Below are 16,437 nucleotides of genomic sequence, written 5' to 3'. Positions count from 1 at the left end.
GATTGGGCATACTGGACCTTCCACTGATGGTTTCCATCGAATACATCGAAGCGTAGTGAAGTTCGGTCCAATTAGAAAGAGGAGATAAGCGATGAAAGTATCATTAACAAGAAAAACTGGCTTCTTTGGAATGGGAAGCCCTCTTAAAGTTTTTAAAAATGGGGAACAGGTCTTTTTATTAAACAACGATCAAACGAAAGAAATTGACGCATCTGAAGAGGCTATTAATTTGGATGTAAAGTTTTCCTTCCTTAAAAGTGAAACAGTTCAAATTGATAATAATGCCGAAGAAAAACAATTGCAAGTTAAAATCAATCCCAATATTCTTAAATTGTATATGTCATTATTCACTCTGATTTTTATTCTACCGATTATCTTTAAGTCTTGGGAACTGGGAGTGGGGATATTAGCGATATATATCATTTTCGTGGCAGTCATGTCTCGGAAATTTTATGTGATTGAGGAGCTTGACTAAGTGGGAGAACAAGCCAATAGGTTTTTAGCGGCCTTTAATCGAATTGAAAAATGGATGCGGAATGAAGTAGATGCCCCTAACAGCATGGGGTTCAGTGAGTTAGTTAGACGTTTGGCTAAACGCCAAGATCTATTAGTCCGGCGTTATCAAGATGATTTAATAGAAATTGCTCAGTTACGTAACGCCATTGTTCATGATCGAATTTCGCCAGATTTTGTGATTGCGGAGCCTAATGAATGGATTATTGAAAAATTGGCGAAAATTGAATTGGATTTGACACGTCCGGAAAAAGTCATTCCCAGATTTAAAAAACACGTGACTGGTTTTGACAAGAGCACGAAATTAACGGATATACTGACCATTATGGCTGAAAAACGTTATTCGCAGTTCCCTATCTATGACGGTGGTAAATTCCTTGGACTGGTGACAGCTCATGGTTTAGGGATTTGGATGGCAATGCAAGACCATGAAACGTCGATTAGAATTAATGGTCAAACAATTGAAGTGGTCCTGGAAAGTGATCGCAAGCGAAATAATTATCGTTTTGTGGACAAGGAGACGACTATCTTTCAAGCGATTGAGTACTTCCTGAAAGACCCTACAGTGGAAGCTTTGTTAATTACAAAAGACGGCGATCCTAATGGCAATTTAATTGGCATTATGCGACCAAAAGAAGTGTTCCAAGATTATTATGAAGAGTGGGGGAACCTTAATTGATTATCTATTTAATTATTGCTGCCATTGCGGTAGCGTTAGATCAACTGGTTAAATGGTGGGTAGCAGGAAATATTGAATTTGGGGAGACCATTTTTCACAACCCCATTTTATCGTTAACACACATTCGTAACGAAGGAGCCGCTTGGAGTATTCTAGAAGGTAAAATGTGGTTCTTTTACATCATAACAGCGATTACGTCAGTCGTTGTGTTGTACTTTCTCTATAAAAACCAAGGAGAAAGCAAGTGGCTACTTGTAGGTTTAGCATTGATTTTAGGCGGAGCGATTGGCAATTTTATTGATCGTTTGCGTTTAGGGTTTGTGGTGGACATGTTTCAGGTGGAATTTTTCAATTTCCCCATTTTTAATGTAGCTGATATCGCCTTAACAATCGGTGTCATTTGCGTCTTTATTTACATTATACTTGACGAAAAAAAAGATAAGGTGAAATGATATGTTAGAAAAATTAGAAGTAACAATTGACGGACAAAGTGGCCGTCTTGATAAAGCGTTAGTGGAGGCTTTACCAAAATTTTCGCGCTCACAAATTCAGCAGTGGATCAAAGATGAATTTGTGGTGGTTAATGGGGAAGTCGCTCGTGCCAATTATAAAGTGAAAGATCAGGATTTTATTGAAATCTTCCGGCCAGAGCCAGTTGAAATGACTGTTGAAGCGGAAAATATTCCCTTGGAAATCGTTTATGAAGATGAAGATGTGGTGGTTATCAATAAACCTCAAGGAATGGTCGTCCATCCTTCAGCCGGTCACCCGACTGGGACCTTAGTCAATGCCTTGTTGTACCACATCAAAAATTTATCCAGTATAAATGATGTGATTCGCCCTGGGATTGTCCACCGAATTGATAAAGATACTTCAGGATTGTTAATGATTGCCAAAAATGATCAAGCTCACGAGTCTTTAAGTAAGCAATTAAAAGATAAAACAGCTACGCGTAAGTATTTAGCGATTGTTCATGATGAAATTTCTCATGATAAAGGAACCATTGATGCGCCAATTGGTCGCTCGAAAATTAATCGCAAATCACAAGCAGTGATTGAAGGCGGCAAACCAGCAGTGACTAATTTCACCGTCATTGAGCGCTTTAAAGACTATACCCTGATTGAATGCCAATTGGAAACAGGCCGAACCCATCAGATTCGCGTTCACATGCAATACATTAAACATCCAGTAGCCGGGGATCCTTTGTATGGCCGTCGTAAAACACTGGAAGGCAAAGGGCAATTTTTACATGCTCAAACTTTGGGCTTCGTTCATCCACGAACAGGCGAAGAGATGTTCTTCGAAATGCCGATTCCAGAGCTGTTTGCTGAAACCTTAAAAAATTTAGAAAAATAGTTTGCATTTTAAGATAATTAAAGGTACACTATGTTAGAAGAAAAATTAAATAAACACCTTTAAGAACTAGTCCCGTGAGGCTAAAAAGGCGCACAGTCATCCCTTGGGGAAACTGTATTTAAGTGAATCCAACTACTTAACTCCTGCCTTTATTCTAAAGGCAGGAGTTTTTGTTTGCTTGCCCGTGGACAGCTAGGCAAGCCGGTTAATACAGATATATGCTAACGGTTTTTGTCTAGTTAAAGCGAGGCGTGTAGATGTTTTTTATCACAATGCTATAGGATCATAGCCTTTAATTCTCAACACTTTAGTGTGTAGGGATGAGAATAGATGTCGAAAGCACTAGACAAGTATCTTAATTCAAGCCAGATTACTTAAGCGCAAAATGAGACAAGAAATAAGCAGTCAATAATGGAAAAAGAGGGGGAGTATTACGATGATTGAAAAAGAAGTAATTGACAGCGTCACAATGAAGCGGATTTTAACTCGTATTACCTATGAAATTATTGAGCGCAATAAAGGCGTTCAGGATGTGGTGCTAATCGGCATCAAAACAAGAGGAATTTTTATTGCCCAACGAATTGCGGAGCGTATGAAGCAGTTGGAGGGGTTGGAATTACCAGTTGGAGAGCTTGATATTACCTTGTATCGTGATGATAAAGGTCAGGAAATTGAAGCGAAACCAGATTTATCAGCATCAACGATTCCTTTCTCAGTGGAAGGCAAACACGTTATTTTAGTTGATGATGTGCTTTACACCGGCAGAACTATTCGAGCAGCTCTTGATGCTGTGATGGATTTTGGTCGGCCAGAAAAAATTTCTTTAGCAGTATTAGTGGATAGAGGTCACCGAGAGTTGCCGATCCGTGCTGATTTTGTTGGTAAAAACTTGCCAACATCTGCCAAAGAGGCAGTTGTGGTTGAAATGGAAGAGTTCGACAAACAGGATCGTATCTGTATCGTTAAAGAAAAATAAACGCGCTTTTTAATTGAGTCCAGAGAGACTGAGAAGAGCAATCATAGAACCAATGGCTAAAGACTAGCCTAAATTTGGTGAAGTGGATTGACCCTCATACCTCTGGTATGAGGGTCTTTTAGTGCGCTAGCTAATAAGATTCACAAGAAACCGACAGCTTCAATAATGATAGGTGGCCAATAACCACCGAGGAGGAGTATTTTTTTATGACAGAGTTTAGAAATCCAGATGCAGTATTAGATATTAATGACAAGCCCAAGCCCTTACAGTGGTTTGGTCTAAGTTTACAGCACTTATTTACGATGTTTGGCGCTACTGTCCTTGTTCCCAAATTAGTTGGATTGGATCCAGGGATTGCTTTACTGAGTTCAGGTTTGGGCTCAATTGTCTACATGCTCGTCACAAAAGGGAAAATTCCCGCTTACTTAGGAAGTAGTTTTGCCTTTATCACAGCCATGCAAATGCTGATGGCCGATCAGGGTGCTGGTTATCCAGCGATTGCTCAAGGCGCCATGACCACAGGATTGGTTTACTTGCTGGTATCCTTACTAATTAAAAAGTTTGGCTCAAAATGGTTGGATCGATTGTTGCCGCCGATTGTAGTAGGACCTGTCGTAATGGTCATTGGTCTTGGTTTAGCTGAAACAGCTGCGAAAAATGCCATGTATACGCCAGCTGGTGACTACAATATCACTTATATCATCGTGGCCTTGGTTACTTTGGCCCTAACGATTATCTTTAATATGTACTTAAAAGGGTTTCTAGGATTGCTGCCAATCTTACTAGGCATTATCGGTGGCTATCTGGTGGCATTGGCTTTCGGGATTGTTGATACAGACTTAATTAAAAATGCGCCATTGTTTGCAATGCCGGATTTCCAGATTCCTTTTGCCAGCTATACGCCTAAATTGCATCTTGGGGCAATCTTGACTATGGCGCCTATTGCATTTGTGACGATGACCGAACACATCGGTCACTTAACGGTTTTAAACAAGTTGACGAAACGTAATTTTTTCGAATCACCTGGTCTTTCTCGAACGTTGTTCGGTGATGGTTTAGCTCAAATTGTGGCTAGCTTAGTTGGTGGCCCGCCAGTCACAAGCTACGGAGAAAACATTGGCGTTCTAGCCATCACACGAGTCCACAGTGTCTTTGTCTTAGGAGGCGCAGGAGTCTTAGCGATTATCTTGGCCTTTATCGGGAAAATCAGTGCGATTATTACCAGTATCCCTGGTCCTGTTATTGGCGGTATCAGTTTTGTCTTATTCGGAGTGATTGCATCGAGCGGTTTAAAAATATTAATCGATAATAAAGTTAACTTTGATCAAAAGCGAAATCTATTAATCGCGTCTGTTATCTTAGTCGTTGGGATTGGCGGACTTAAATTTGAAGCAGGAGCTTTCGTCTTATCGGGCATGGCTTTAGCAACCTTATTCGGAATCATTCTTAATCTAGTTTTACCGGCAAAAGCCTTAAGTGAAGATTAAACCAAAAAAGAAAAGTGAGGTCAGAAGATGATTATTACAAGAGAACAAGTTAGTTTAAAACATTTATTGACAGTCGAAGCCTTAAGTGATCAGGAAGTTTTAGGATTAATTCGTCGGGCCCAACAATTCAAGAATGGTGATAACTGGAAACCGAAGCAACGGAAGTTTTTTGTGGCTAATTTGTTTTTTGAAAATAGTACTCGGACTCACAAAAGTTTTGAAGTGGCAGAAAAGCGTTTAGGTTTGGAAGTGATTGAATTTGATACGTCGACAAGTTCTGTGACAAAAGGCGAATCCCTTTACGACACAGTTTTGACCATGTCAGCTATCGGAGTAGATGCCTGCGTTGTCCGCCATCAAGAAGAAAATTATTACAATCAGTTGATCCAAAGTAACACGATTACTAGCTCGATTATTAACGGTGGTGATGGTAGTGGCCAGCATCCTTCACAGTGTTTGCTTGATTTACTCACAATTTATGAAGAATTTGGCGGTTTTGAAAACTTAAAAGTAGCCATCGTGGGAGATATTAATCATTCCCGTGTGGCAAAATCCAATATGCAAATGTTAAAACGGCTAGGGGCTCAAGTCTTTTTCTCTGGACCTCCTGAGTGGTTCGACAAAAAGTTTCAAGCCTATGGGACATTTTTACCATTAGATGAATTAGTTGAAACCGTAGATGTGATGATGATGTTAAGGGTTCAACATGAGCGGCATGATGGAACGGAAAGCTTTTCCAAAGAAGACTACCATCAACAATATGGCTTGACCATTGAACGAGCCAAAAAAATGCAGGCAGATGCGATTATCATGCATCCAGCGCCAGTCAACCGGGATGTTGAGTTGGCAGATTCATTAGTGGAAAGCATCCAATCACGGATCGTCCAACAGATGAGCAATGGGGTCTTTATGCGAATGGCAATTTTAGAAGCAATCTTAGAAGGGAAGGCGTAAGTAATGAAAACACTAATTAAAAATGGTCAAATGATTGACCGTCAAAATGAGTTATTAAAAAGTGATATCTGGATTGAAGAGGGAAAAATCAAAGCCATTGGCCTTGATTTTGACACGAGTGGTATTGAATTTGATGAGGTTATTGATGTTGCTGGCGGTTTGATTACGCCTGGACTAGTGGATGTTCATGTCCATTTTAGAGAACCGGGTTTTACTTATAAAGAAACGATTGAAACAGGTAGTAAGGCTGCGGCTCGTGGGGGATATACCACGGTATGCGCCATGCCAAACCTTGATCCTGTCCCAGATACAGTTGAACGATTTAACGAGGTTCAACAGCTGATTGAGCGAGATGCGGTAGTAAAAGTCTTACAATATGCGCCGATTACGGAAGCGTTACGCAGTGAGGTCTTAGTCGATATGACAGGCTTGACCAAAGCTGGGGCTTTCGCCTTCACGAATGATGGCGTCGGGGTTCAAACGGCTGGGACGATGTATTTGGCCATGAAAGAAGCCGCCAAGCACAATCGCCCGATTGTGGCACATACAGAAGATGAGTCTTTGTTGTTCGGCGGTTGTATGCATAAAGGGAAGGTTTCAGAAAAATTAGGCCTTCCTGGCATAATGAGCGCAACGGAATCCTCCCAAATTGCCCGTGATATTTTATTAGCGGAAGAGACCGGCGTCCACTACCATGTCTGTCATGTCTCGACTAAAGAAAGTGTCCGAATAATCCGTGACGCTAAACGAGCAGGGGTTCATGTGACCTGTGAAGTCTGCCCTCATCATTTAATTATGTCGGAAGAAGACATTACTCACGATCATGGTAATTTTAAGATGAACCCACCATTACGAGGGACGGATGACCGTCAGGCACTAATCGACGGTTTATTGGATGGCACAATTGATTGTATTGCGACGGATCATGCGCCACACGGGCACGATGAAAAAGATCAAACCATGATAAAAGCACCATTTGGGATTGTTGGCAGCGAAACAGCTTTTGCTCTGATGTATACTGAATTTGTGGAAAAAGGAGTCTTTACTCTCCAACAAGTCATTGATTGGATGACGGTAAAACCGGCTGAGCTCTTTAATTTGGATGCAGGACGTTTAACCATCGGCGGTCAAGCCGATTTGGCTGTCTTTGAACTAGCTACGACTTACGCCATTGATGCTGCTGAATTTAAATCGAAATCTTCCAACACGCCTTTTGTCGGCAAAGAAGTCAAAGGCCAAACCCTTTTGACCTTAGTCGATGGGCAGGTTGCTTGGAAACAGGGGGAATAATCTGTGAAACGCTTATTAATTTTAGAAGATGGCACTATTTTTACAGGAAAAGCTTTTGGCTCTGATCGTGGGGTCACGGGAGAAGTCGTGTTTACGACCAGTATGACTGGTTATCAAGAAACGATTACCGATCAAAGTTTTAACGGCCAAATCATCACCTTTACTTACCCGATGGTGGGGAACTACGGTATTAATCGAGACGATTTTGAATCGATTGAACCAACTTGTAAAGGGGTTATTGTTAAGGAACATGCCCGTTTGGCATCAAACTGGCGGAGTCAAATGACCTTAGATGAATTTCTAAAAAGCAAAGATATTCCTGGAATCGCAGGCATTGACACCCGTATGCTAGCACGGAAAATCCGTTCTGTCGGTACGATGAAAGGTAGTTTTATTGATGAAGGAGCTGATCTTGATCACGCCTTTGATCAGTTGAAAGCGACAGTTCTGCCAACTAATCAGGTGGAGCAAGTGTCGACGACTAAGGCTTACCCAAGCCCGGGCATTGGCCGCAATGTGGTAGTAGTGGATTTTGGCCTTAAACACAGCATTCTAAGGGAATTAAGCAAACGCCATTGCAATATTACGGTACTGCCTTATGATGTTGATGCTGACACGATTTTAAATTTACATCCCGACGGTGTAATGCTCAGTAATGGACCTGGAGACCCTAAAAGTTTACCAGCAGTCTTAGAGATGATTCGCGGGATTCAAGGGAAAGTGCCAATCTTTGGGATTTGTCTAGGCCACCAACTCTTTGCTTTAGCTAATGGTGCCGACACTTATAAAATGCGTTTTGGCCACCGGGGGGTTAACCATCCTGTTCGTGAAGTAGCCACAGGTAGAATTGATTTTACTTCACAAAATCACGGATATGCCGTGGATGAGGCGTCAATTGATCATGAAAAACTGCTGATTACCCATCTGGAAATCAATGATGGTACTGTCGAGGGTGTGCGCCATAAAGCGTTTCCTGCTTTTACGGTCCAATTCCATCCCGATGCTGCCCCTGGACCACATGATGGGGTTCACTTGTTTGATGAATTTATGGAATTAATGGATGCTTGGAAGGAGATTGACTAATGCCAAAAAGAACAGATATTAAACGAATTATGGTGATTGGCTCTGGTCCAATCGTCATTGGTCAAGCGGCTGAATTTGATTATGCCGGGACACAAGCTTGCCTGGCATTAAGAGAAGAAGGTTATGAAGTGATTTTGGTTAACTCCAACCCAGCGACGATTATGACAGATAAAGAGATAGCCGATAAAGTCTATATTGAACCAATTACCCTTGAGTTTGTCTCACGGATTTTACGAAAAGAACGTCCCGATGCTATTTTGCCAACTCTTGGAGGGCAAACCGGTCTTAATATGGCCATGGAATTATCAAAATCAGGCATCTTAGATGAGTTGCAGATTGAGTTACTTGGCACAAAGTTAACGGCCATTGATCAAGCCGAGGATCGGGATTTATTTAAACAGTTAATGGAAGAGTTGGATCAACCGATTCCTGAAAGTGTGATTGTTAATAACGTGGCCGATGCAGTTGCTTTTTCTGAAGAAATTGGCTTTCCCATCATCGTTAGACCAGCATTTACGTTAGGTGGAACAGGTGGCGGCATGTGTGACACCGTTGAGGAGTTAATTGAAATTGCCAGCAACGGCCTAAAATTATCGCCAGCTACCCAATGTTTGATTGAAAAAAGTATTGCCGGTTATAAGGAAATTGAATATGAAGTCATGCGTGACTCAGCCGACAATGCGATTGTCGTCTGTAACATGGAAAACTTTGATCCTGTTGGCATTCACACAGGAGATTCGATTGTCTTTGCCCCAAGTCAGACATTATCCGACAGTGAGCACCAAATGTTGCGTGATGCCTCTCTAAAAATTATTCGCGCCTTAAAAATTGAAGGAGGCTGTAATGTTCAGCTGGCTTTGGACCCTCATAGCTTTAACTATTACGTCATTGAAGTAAACCCACGGGTTAGTCGCAGTTCTGCCTTAGCCAGTAAAGCAACAGGTTACCCGATTGCTAAACTCGCGGCGAAAATTGCCGTTGGCTTGACTCTCGATGAGATGAAAAACCCAGTGACGGAAACTACCTATGCTGAATTTGAGCCAACTCTCGATTATGTGGTCTCTAAAATTCCCCGTTGGCCCTTTGATAAATTTGAAAAAGGCGAGCGTAAATTAGGCACTCAGATGAAAGCCACTGGTGAAGTCATGGCCATTGGTCGTAATATTGAAGAGTCACTATTGAAAGCTGTTCGTTCATTAGAAATTGGCACTCACCATATTGAACTAAAAGAGCTAGCAGGTGTCTCAGAAGATCAGCTAACTGAAAAAATAATCAAAGCACAAGATGATCGGTTATTTTATCTGGCTGAAGCTTTGCGTCGAGATTATTCAATCGAAGAACTAGCGGAGCTTACCAAAATTGATTTATTATTCTTAGATAAACTATTACATATTATCGAATTGGAAAAAGAACTGGCAGAACATGTCGGCAATGTTGAAGTTTTGGCAGAAGCGAAACAAAACGGCTTTACCGATAAAAAAGTGGCGGAATTATGGCAAAGTGACGAATTAAGTGTTAGCCAGTTTAGAAAAGAGCACCAGTTAATGCCAGTCTTTAAAATGGTTGATACTTGTGCTGCTGAATTTGAATCGGTGACCCCTTACTTTTACAGTACTTATGAACAGGAAAATGAAAGTATTAAGTCAAATAAGGAATCAGTCTTAGTCCTAGGATCTGGCCCAATAAGAATCGGTCAGGGAGTTGAATTTGACTACGCAACGGTCCATTCTGTTAAGGCCATTCAGCAGGCTGGCTATGAAGCCATCATCATGAACAGTAACCCCGAAACAGTGTCGACTGATTTTTCAATCTCTGATAAACTGTATTTTGAACCCCTCACTCTTGAAGATGTGATGAATGTCATTGACTTGGAACAACCCATAGGTGTTATCGTCCAATTTGGCGGTCAGACAGCGATTAATTTAGCCGAACCACTGACAAAGCGTGGAGTGAAAATTATTGGTACAACGATTGAAGACTTAGACCGAGCCGAGAACCGGGATTTGTTTGAACAAGCCCTGACTGAAATGGGCATTCCCATGCCGCCAGGAGATACTGCCACCAGTAAGGAAGAAGCAGTGGTGATTGCCGAGCGCATCGGTTATCCCGTCTTAGTTCGCCCAAGTTATGTTCTTGGTGGCAGAGCCATGGAGATCGTTGAAAATAAAGAGGATTTGGAAAGTTATATGGTCGAAGCGGTTAAAGCATCGCCAGAACATCCTGTGCTTGTTGATAGTTACTTAGTAGGTGGAGAGTGTGAAGTGGATGCTATCAGTGATGGGGTGGACGTCTTGATTCCTGGGATTATGGAACATATCGAACGAGCGGGAGTTCATTCAGGAGATTCCATGGCTGTATACCCACCACAAACACTATCACCTGACATTCAGGCAACCATAGCGGATTATACAAAACGTCTGGCCTTGGGCTTAAATTGTAAAGGCATGATGAATGTCCAATTTGTTATTCACCAAGAGACGGTTTACGTGATTGAAGTCAACCCTCGAGCAAGCAGAACCGTGCCTTTCTTAAGTAAAGTCACGGGGATTCCAATGTCACAAGTAGCGACAAAATTAATTTTAGGTCAAACCTTAAAAGAGTTAGGCTATGAAGATGGCCTCTACAAAGAAAGTAAAGGAGTTCATGTGAAAGCACCTGTCTTCTCATTTGCCAAGCTACAGCTTGTAGATACCTACTTAGGCCCTGAGATGAAATCAACGGGAGAAGTTATGGGCTCTGACATCAATTTGGATAAAGCTTTGTATAAGGTTTTTGAAGCAAGTGGGATGCATTTACCAAGCTATGGCTCAGTCTTGTTCACCATTGCTGATGAAGCGAAAGAAGAAAGCTTGGCTTTGGCAAAACGCTTTACTAAAATTGGTTACAGTTTAGTGGCAACAGAAGGAACGGCAGCTTACTTTAAGCAGCAAGGGTTGACGGTTAAGTCGGTATCTAAAATTTCTCATGAAGGCAGTGAAACAGTGATTGATGTGATTCGCAAAGGGGAAGCCCAAGTCGTAGTTAATACTATGGATAAAAAACGGGCTGCTGAGTCCGATGGTTTCTTGATTCGACGAGAATCAGTGGAGCATGGGGTTCCGTTATTCACGTCACTGGACACAGCCAGTGCGATTTTGAAAGTATTAGAATCTCAAGCCTTTCAAGTTGAAGCCTTATAGCCATTATCAGTAGTGGAAAGGTCACTTTTCACTACTGTGTTGTATAATGAGGTATTCTATATATAGCTCAAAAATTGTTTAAATGAGGAGGTAAGCCATGAAGCAAGAAATGATGTCGGTGGTCAGTCAAGTTTGTTTGGCCCCGAATATTTATGAATTAGTTTTAACAGGTGAGTTGGTAAAGGAAATGAAGGTTCCTGGTCAATTTATTCACATTAAAGTGCCTCGGGCCGATTTATTATTGCGTCGACCGATTAGTTTGGCTGCTATTAATCAAGCAAGGTTAGAATGTACGATTATTTACAGAGTGGAAGGTGATGGTACGGCCGACCTTAGTTTACTGGAGCCAGGTGATTTATTAGATGTTATGGGACCACTGGGAAATGGTTTTCCGATTGCGGATATCACCGCTGAGGATTGCGTCTTTATTATCGGTGGCGGTATTGGCGTGCCACCACTTTATGAGTTGTCTCGTCAAATTAAAGAGCGTGGGGCGAAGGTGGTTCATCTTTTAGGCTTTGCCAAACAGGATGTTATTTTTTACGAGGACCAATTTATGGCATTAGATGAAGTTCATATCTCGACAGACGACGGCTCATACGGGTCTCATGGACATGCAGGAAATCTTCTAGATGAGTTACTCAAGGTTTATCAGCCGACGGCAGTTTATAGTTGTGGCTCTAATGGTCTATTGAAAACAGTGGAAGCTAATTTTCATGATCATCCTCGAGCTTATTTATCATTAGAAGCGCGAATGGCTTGTGGGATGGGCGCCTGTTATGCCTGTGTCTGTCATTTACAAGCGGATGAAACAGGTAAGGAAAGTAAGAAAGTCTGTGATGAAGGACCGGTTTTCGCAACAGGGGAGGTGCGGTTATGAACCGTTTAGCAGTTAGTATACCAGGATTGGACTTGAAAAATCCGATTATGCCAGCGAGCGGCTGTTTTGGATTTGGCGAAGAGTATGCCAAATATTATGATTTAAGTCTTTTGGGGGCTATTATGGTGAAGGCAACAACCGTTGAACAACGCTTTGGAAATCCTACGCCCCGTGTGGCGGAGACCCCTAGTGGCATGTTGAACGCCATTGGACTCCAAAATCCTGGATTAGATGTTGTTATGAGTAAGAAGCTACCTTATTTGGAAGCTTATGATGTGCCGGTTATCGCTAATGTGGCTGGGTCCACGGAAGAGGACTATGTGGAGGTTTGTCGTAAAATCGGCGATGCGCCTAATGTCAAAGCGATTGAATTAAATATTTCCTGTCCTAATGTGAAGCATGGGGGAATTGCTTTTGGAACTGACCCAGAAGTTGCTTATCGTTTAACCAAGGCTGTGAAAGCCGTTAGCAGTGTGCCGATTTACGTTAAATTATCACCGAATGTCACCGACATTGTGCCGATTGCCAAAGCAATTGAAGAGGGTGGTGCAGATGGCTTAACGATGATCAATACGCTACTGGGGATGCGCCTTGATTTAAAAACGCGCCAGCCAGTCTTAGCCAACCAAACAGGTGGTCTATCGGGTCCAGCCATTAAACCTGTAGCGATCCGCTTAATTCACCAAGTCTCTCACGCTGTGGATATTCCGATTATTGGTATGGGTGGTGTCTATACAGTGGATGATGTTCTCGAGATGTATATGGCAGGTGCCAGTGCAGTAGCAGTCGGGACGGCGAATTTTACCGATCCTTATGTCTGTCCCAAATTAATTGATGCATTACCTAAGCGAATGGATGAACTAGGTATTGAGAGTTTGATGAGTTTGATAAATGAAGTAAAGGCAGGTAGATAAGAATGAATCGACCGATTATTGCGTTGGATTTTCCAGATCGTCAAGGCGTCGAAGATTTTTTAAGTCAGTTTGATGAAAAACTGTTTGTAAAAGTGGGCATGGAATTATTTTATCAGGAAGGACCTGACGTTGTTACTTGGCTAAGAGAACTAGGTCATGATGTGTTTCTTGACTTAAAATTACATGATATTCCAAATACGGTTGAAAGTGCGATGAGAGGGATTGCTAAACTTGGGGTTGCGCTGACTAATGTCCATGGAGCAGGGGGCCAACTAATGATGGAAGGCGCTCTACGTGGGCTTGAAGAAGGAACCGCAGAAGGACAACGACGTCCGCAACTCATTGCGGTCACTCAATTGACTTCTACCAGTGAAGAAGCAATGCAACACGACCAATTGATTAAGGTGAGTTTAGCTGAAAGTGTCAGACATTACGCTCAATTAGCGCAAGCAAGTGGACTAGATGGTGTTGTTTGTTCGGCCTTGGAAGTAGCTGAAATCAAAGGTGCAACCTCAGATTACTTTGTCTGTTTAACACCAGGAATTCGCCCAAGTGGTAGCCAAGTAGGTGATCAAAAGCGGGTAGTCACTCCTGCAGATGCCCATCGAATTGGTTCTGACTATATCGTAGTAGGTCGTCCGATTACTCAGGCGGAAAATCCCGTTGAGGCTTATCGTAGAATATTAACTGAATGGAATGGAGATAATTAAGATGACGGAATTAGCAAAAAAGATTGCCCAAGATTTATTAGAAATTAAAGCAGTAAGCTTAAGTCCTAGTGAACCCTTTACTTGGGCTAGTGGTTTAAAGAGCCCTATTTATTGTGACAATCGGATTACGATGAGTTATCCGAAAGTTCGTACAGCCATTGCTGAAGGGTTGGCTCAACAGATTAAAGAGGTTTATCCTGACGTAGAAGTGATTGCCGGAACTGCTACCGCAGGTATTCCCCATGCGGCTTGGGTGGCGCAAATCTTAAATTTACCAATGGTTTATATCCGAGGCAAAGCCAAGGAACACGGCAAAGGTAATCAAATTGAAGGCCGGATTACTGAGGGGCAAAAAATGGTGATTATCGAAGATTTAATTTCAACTGGCGGAAGCGTCCTGGAAGCGGCAGAAGCAGCCACGCGGGAGGGTGCCACCGTTTTAGGTGTGGCAGCGATCTTTACTTATGAGCTACCAAAAGGCGTTGAAAACTTTGCTGCAAAAAAAGTAAAACTATTGACATTAACGAATTACAGCACCTTGATCGATGTTGCCTTATCAATTGAGTATGTCAATCAATCAGAAGTGACTTTGCTACAAGATTGGAAAAAAAGTCCAGTAGAGTGGTCGCAAAAACAAGATTAAATAAAGTGAGTGATTTAAAGGAATGGAACTTAGTGTTCTATTCTTTTTTTTACTGGAGTGTGTATAATTTAGCTGAAAATAATAAAAAAATGAGAATTCAGATGTAATAAAATGAAATCAAAAACAGATAATTAAGTCCCAAAAAATAATGTGTGACGGAGGTCTGAAAAAGTAAAACAAACTGAAGGGGAGGCTTTAAGTTGAAATAAAACAATAGCCTGTAACGCCAAGCTAGAAGCCTTATGAGGCAAGGGCTCTAGCTTTTTTTGTATTTCTACTTTCATTTTGTCAGGGGAATCTAACCTTTCTAGTGCTTCCTGTGCGTTACTTGATGAATTAACTATAACTAGAATTAGAGCGATTCTACATCGAAATAGGTAACAGGGTCTTACTTTTTTGTAGTAAAGGGAAATTAATAGAACTTGTGAGCACTTAAAATAATGAAAAAACCTTAGAATATTGGGCTTTGAAATGAAAGATTAATCTTCATGTTGCAGTTGAAGAAATTGAATAGTTTTGTTGGTTAAATTGATATCAATATTGGATTGATAGGTGTTTAACTCAAATATTCTGACAGCATCTTTAGTGATAATGTTATAAAACAATTCATAGTTTTCAGAATCGTCAATTAAACAACCATTTTCAACCTTTTACATATTGTTGTATTGTCTATCTATCTCCTCAAATGATACATAAAGAGCCTGATTAGGAATTAACTTATCAATAGTTATCTCGTTAACTTTAAGGTATCTTTCAAATCTAAAAGGCACAGTGCTTAATACCTCAGTCTTTTCTAAGCTAAATAAAAGCATATGGTTAGCTTTACTTGTAGGGATAAGAGCAGCTCCGATAGGTATCTTTGAACTTGAGAAAGACCATAGGTTGTAGCTGATACTTTCGATAATTTTTTTCTCAGCTGATAACCGCCGGAACTTTTTAGTGTGTTTGGCAAAATATCTTGGAGCAAAAAAATCTTTTTCCAGTTCTAATTTTTTTATAAATTGCATTTGCAATCACCTACGCTTGCATGGCGAATGCCATCAGAAATGAAGTTGGGTTTCTAATCGTCATTTTGTCGATAACAAGTTTGTCAGTTTTGCTAACATGACCAAAGCAAGCAATTTCGGTTTGCCTATTTTCCAAAAACAGCAATTGTTGTGCTAATTCTTTTTTAGTTACAATGCAATTGATAAGTTCGTTAGTAGTAATTAATGTAAATCGTACAAGCATATCTGGAAAAGTTTTGATTACTCTTATGTTATCAACCACACCGATGTGATTCGTTTTCAAAGGCCTCACTCCTAATTAATTTATAAGAACATCATACGAACGTTTGTTCTGTTTGTCAAGAAGGATAATCTAATATAATTAAATTAATATAGAAATAGCAGGTTAAATATTTTCTTATCAAGTGAGGTAATTTGAAGGGGGGATCTAAAAGAATTGGCTATAACTACTTATTCAAGGCATATGATTGAATAGAAAACAACCTAGCACGAAAGCGCGTGCTAAATTAGATGATATTTTTTAATAAGGATGACCTATCCTTTGTTAAGCCAAATTCAGTCAGATGTATTTTTATCTAAGCACTTTTTGCTACTTTTTCTGAGTTTCTTTCTAAAAAAGTAGGAGAATGAAGTCGAATGGCACATCTACTCTCACTTTACTGTCAGTGATGTAGCTTTTCTTGGGTGAGAAAGATAGTCGAAACAGCTTTGTCAGGGCAGGATTGAGTGTGTTATAATTTGGTTAGTCAAAAATGAAGGGTGTGGA

16 protein-coding genes are annotated in these 16,437 nt (G+C 41.0%); 14 read left to right on the top strand and 2 right to left on the bottom strand.

From position 1 onward, the window contains the following. Window positions 1-91 precede the first annotated feature (91 nt). The 14 genes from RWN13_RS01775 to pyrE all read left to right on the top strand — a co-directional run bounded on the left by RWN13_RS01775 (window position 92) and on the right by pyrE (window position 14,664). Window positions 92-475 (top strand): hypothetical protein, encoded by a 384-nt coding sequence (locus RWN13_RS01775; protein ID WP_314059854.1) that lies wholly within the window; start codon window positions 92-94, stop codon window positions 473-475. Beyond that, a complete protein-coding gene (locus RWN13_RS01770; RefSeq protein ID WP_314059851.1) occupies window positions 476-1,192 on the top strand; it encodes a CBS domain-containing protein in 717 nt (238 codons plus the stop codon). It begins immediately after the preceding gene. Next, a complete protein-coding gene (gene lspA, locus RWN13_RS01765; RefSeq protein ID WP_314059849.1) occupies window positions 1,189-1,644 on the top strand; it encodes a signal peptidase II in 456 nt (151 codons plus the stop codon). The genes RWN13_RS01770 and lspA overlap by 4 nt, the downstream gene beginning before the upstream one ends. 1 nt (window position 1,645) lies before the next feature. Next, window positions 1,646-2,548 (top strand): RluA family pseudouridine synthase, encoded by a 903-nt coding sequence (locus RWN13_RS01760; RefSeq protein WP_314059847.1) that lies wholly within the window; start codon window positions 1,646-1,648, stop codon window positions 2,546-2,548. Between the two features lie 436 nt (window positions 2,549-2,984). Next, window positions 2,985-3,524: a bifunctional pyr operon transcriptional regulator/uracil phosphoribosyltransferase PyrR gene (pyrR, locus tag RWN13_RS01755; protein WP_314059844.1), complete on the top strand. Its 540-nt coding sequence runs from the start codon at window positions 2,985-2,987 to the stop codon at window positions 3,522-3,524. A gap of 206 nt (window positions 3,525-3,730) precedes the next feature. Next, window positions 3,731-5,011, top strand: a complete 1,281-nt coding sequence (locus RWN13_RS01750; protein ID WP_314059840.1) for a solute carrier family 23 protein — start codon at window positions 3,731-3,733, stop codon at window positions 5,009-5,011. 27 nt (window positions 5,012-5,038) lie between these two features. Further along, window positions 5,039-5,965, top strand: a complete 927-nt coding sequence (locus RWN13_RS01745) for an aspartate carbamoyltransferase catalytic subunit (RefSeq protein WP_314059837.1) — start codon at window positions 5,039-5,041, stop codon at window positions 5,963-5,965. Window positions 5,966-5,968: 3 nt separating this feature from the next. Continuing rightward, on the top strand, window positions 5,969-7,255 hold the full coding sequence (locus RWN13_RS01740; protein WP_314059835.1) for a dihydroorotase: 1,287 nt from the start codon (window positions 5,969-5,971) through the stop codon (window positions 7,253-7,255). Window positions 7,256-7,258: 3 nt separating this feature from the next. Further along, the gene (locus tag RWN13_RS01735; RefSeq protein ID WP_314059833.1) at window positions 7,259-8,338 is read left to right on the top strand and encodes a carbamoyl phosphate synthase small subunit; all 1,080 of its coding nucleotides are present in this window, start codon (window positions 7,259-7,261) and stop codon (window positions 8,336-8,338) included. Further along, on the top strand, window positions 8,338-11,517 hold the full coding sequence (gene carB / locus RWN13_RS01730; RefSeq protein WP_314059830.1) for a carbamoyl-phosphate synthase large subunit: 3,180 nt from the start codon (window positions 8,338-8,340) through the stop codon (window positions 11,515-11,517). Before RWN13_RS01735 ends, carB begins: the two co-directional genes overlap by 1 nt. A 97-nt stretch (window positions 11,518-11,614) precedes the next feature. Beyond that, the gene (locus tag RWN13_RS01725) at window positions 11,615-12,397 is read left to right on the top strand and encodes a dihydroorotate dehydrogenase electron transfer subunit (RefSeq protein ID WP_314059828.1); all 783 of its coding nucleotides are present in this window, start codon (window positions 11,615-11,617) and stop codon (window positions 12,395-12,397) included. Then, window positions 12,394-13,311 carry a dihydroorotate dehydrogenase gene (locus RWN13_RS01720; protein ID WP_314059826.1) on the top strand — a complete coding sequence of 306 codons (918 nt, stop codon included), beginning with the start codon at window positions 12,394-12,396 and terminating at the stop codon, window positions 13,309-13,311. The genes RWN13_RS01725 and RWN13_RS01720 overlap by 4 nt, the downstream gene beginning before the upstream one ends. Before the next feature lie 2 nt (window positions 13,312-13,313). Beyond that, window positions 13,314-14,021: an orotidine-5'-phosphate decarboxylase gene (gene pyrF, locus RWN13_RS01715; protein WP_314059825.1), complete on the top strand. Its 708-nt coding sequence runs from the start codon at window positions 13,314-13,316 to the stop codon at window positions 14,019-14,021. Window position 14,022: 1 nt separating this feature from the next. Beyond that, window positions 14,023-14,664 carry an orotate phosphoribosyltransferase gene (pyrE, locus tag RWN13_RS01710; protein ID WP_314059822.1) on the top strand — a complete coding sequence of 214 codons (642 nt, stop codon included), beginning with the start codon at window positions 14,023-14,025 and terminating at the stop codon, window positions 14,662-14,664. A 650-nt stretch (window positions 14,665-15,314) separates the two neighbouring features. On the opposite strand, the gene RWN13_RS01705 is transcribed toward pyrE, so the two are convergent. Further along, window positions 15,315-15,671: a hypothetical protein gene (locus RWN13_RS01705; RefSeq protein ID WP_314059821.1), complete on the bottom strand. Its 357-nt coding sequence runs from the start codon at window positions 15,669-15,671 to the stop codon at window positions 15,315-15,317. Window positions 15,672-15,681: 10 nt separating this feature from the next. Further along, window positions 15,682-15,954 carry a hypothetical protein gene (locus RWN13_RS01700; RefSeq protein WP_314059819.1) on the bottom strand — a complete coding sequence of 91 codons (273 nt, stop codon included), beginning with the start codon at window positions 15,952-15,954 and terminating at the stop codon, window positions 15,682-15,684. Window positions 15,955-16,437: the final 483 nt, after the last annotated feature.

The sequence above is a fragment of the uncultured Vagococcus sp. genome (genome assembly GCF_963518325.1).
GTDB lineage: Bacteria > Bacillota > Bacilli > Lactobacillales > Vagococcaceae > Vagococcus_D.
The sequence above is the reverse complement of the archived record's forward strand: the minus strand, read 5'-3'. Positions and strand labels throughout refer to the sequence as shown.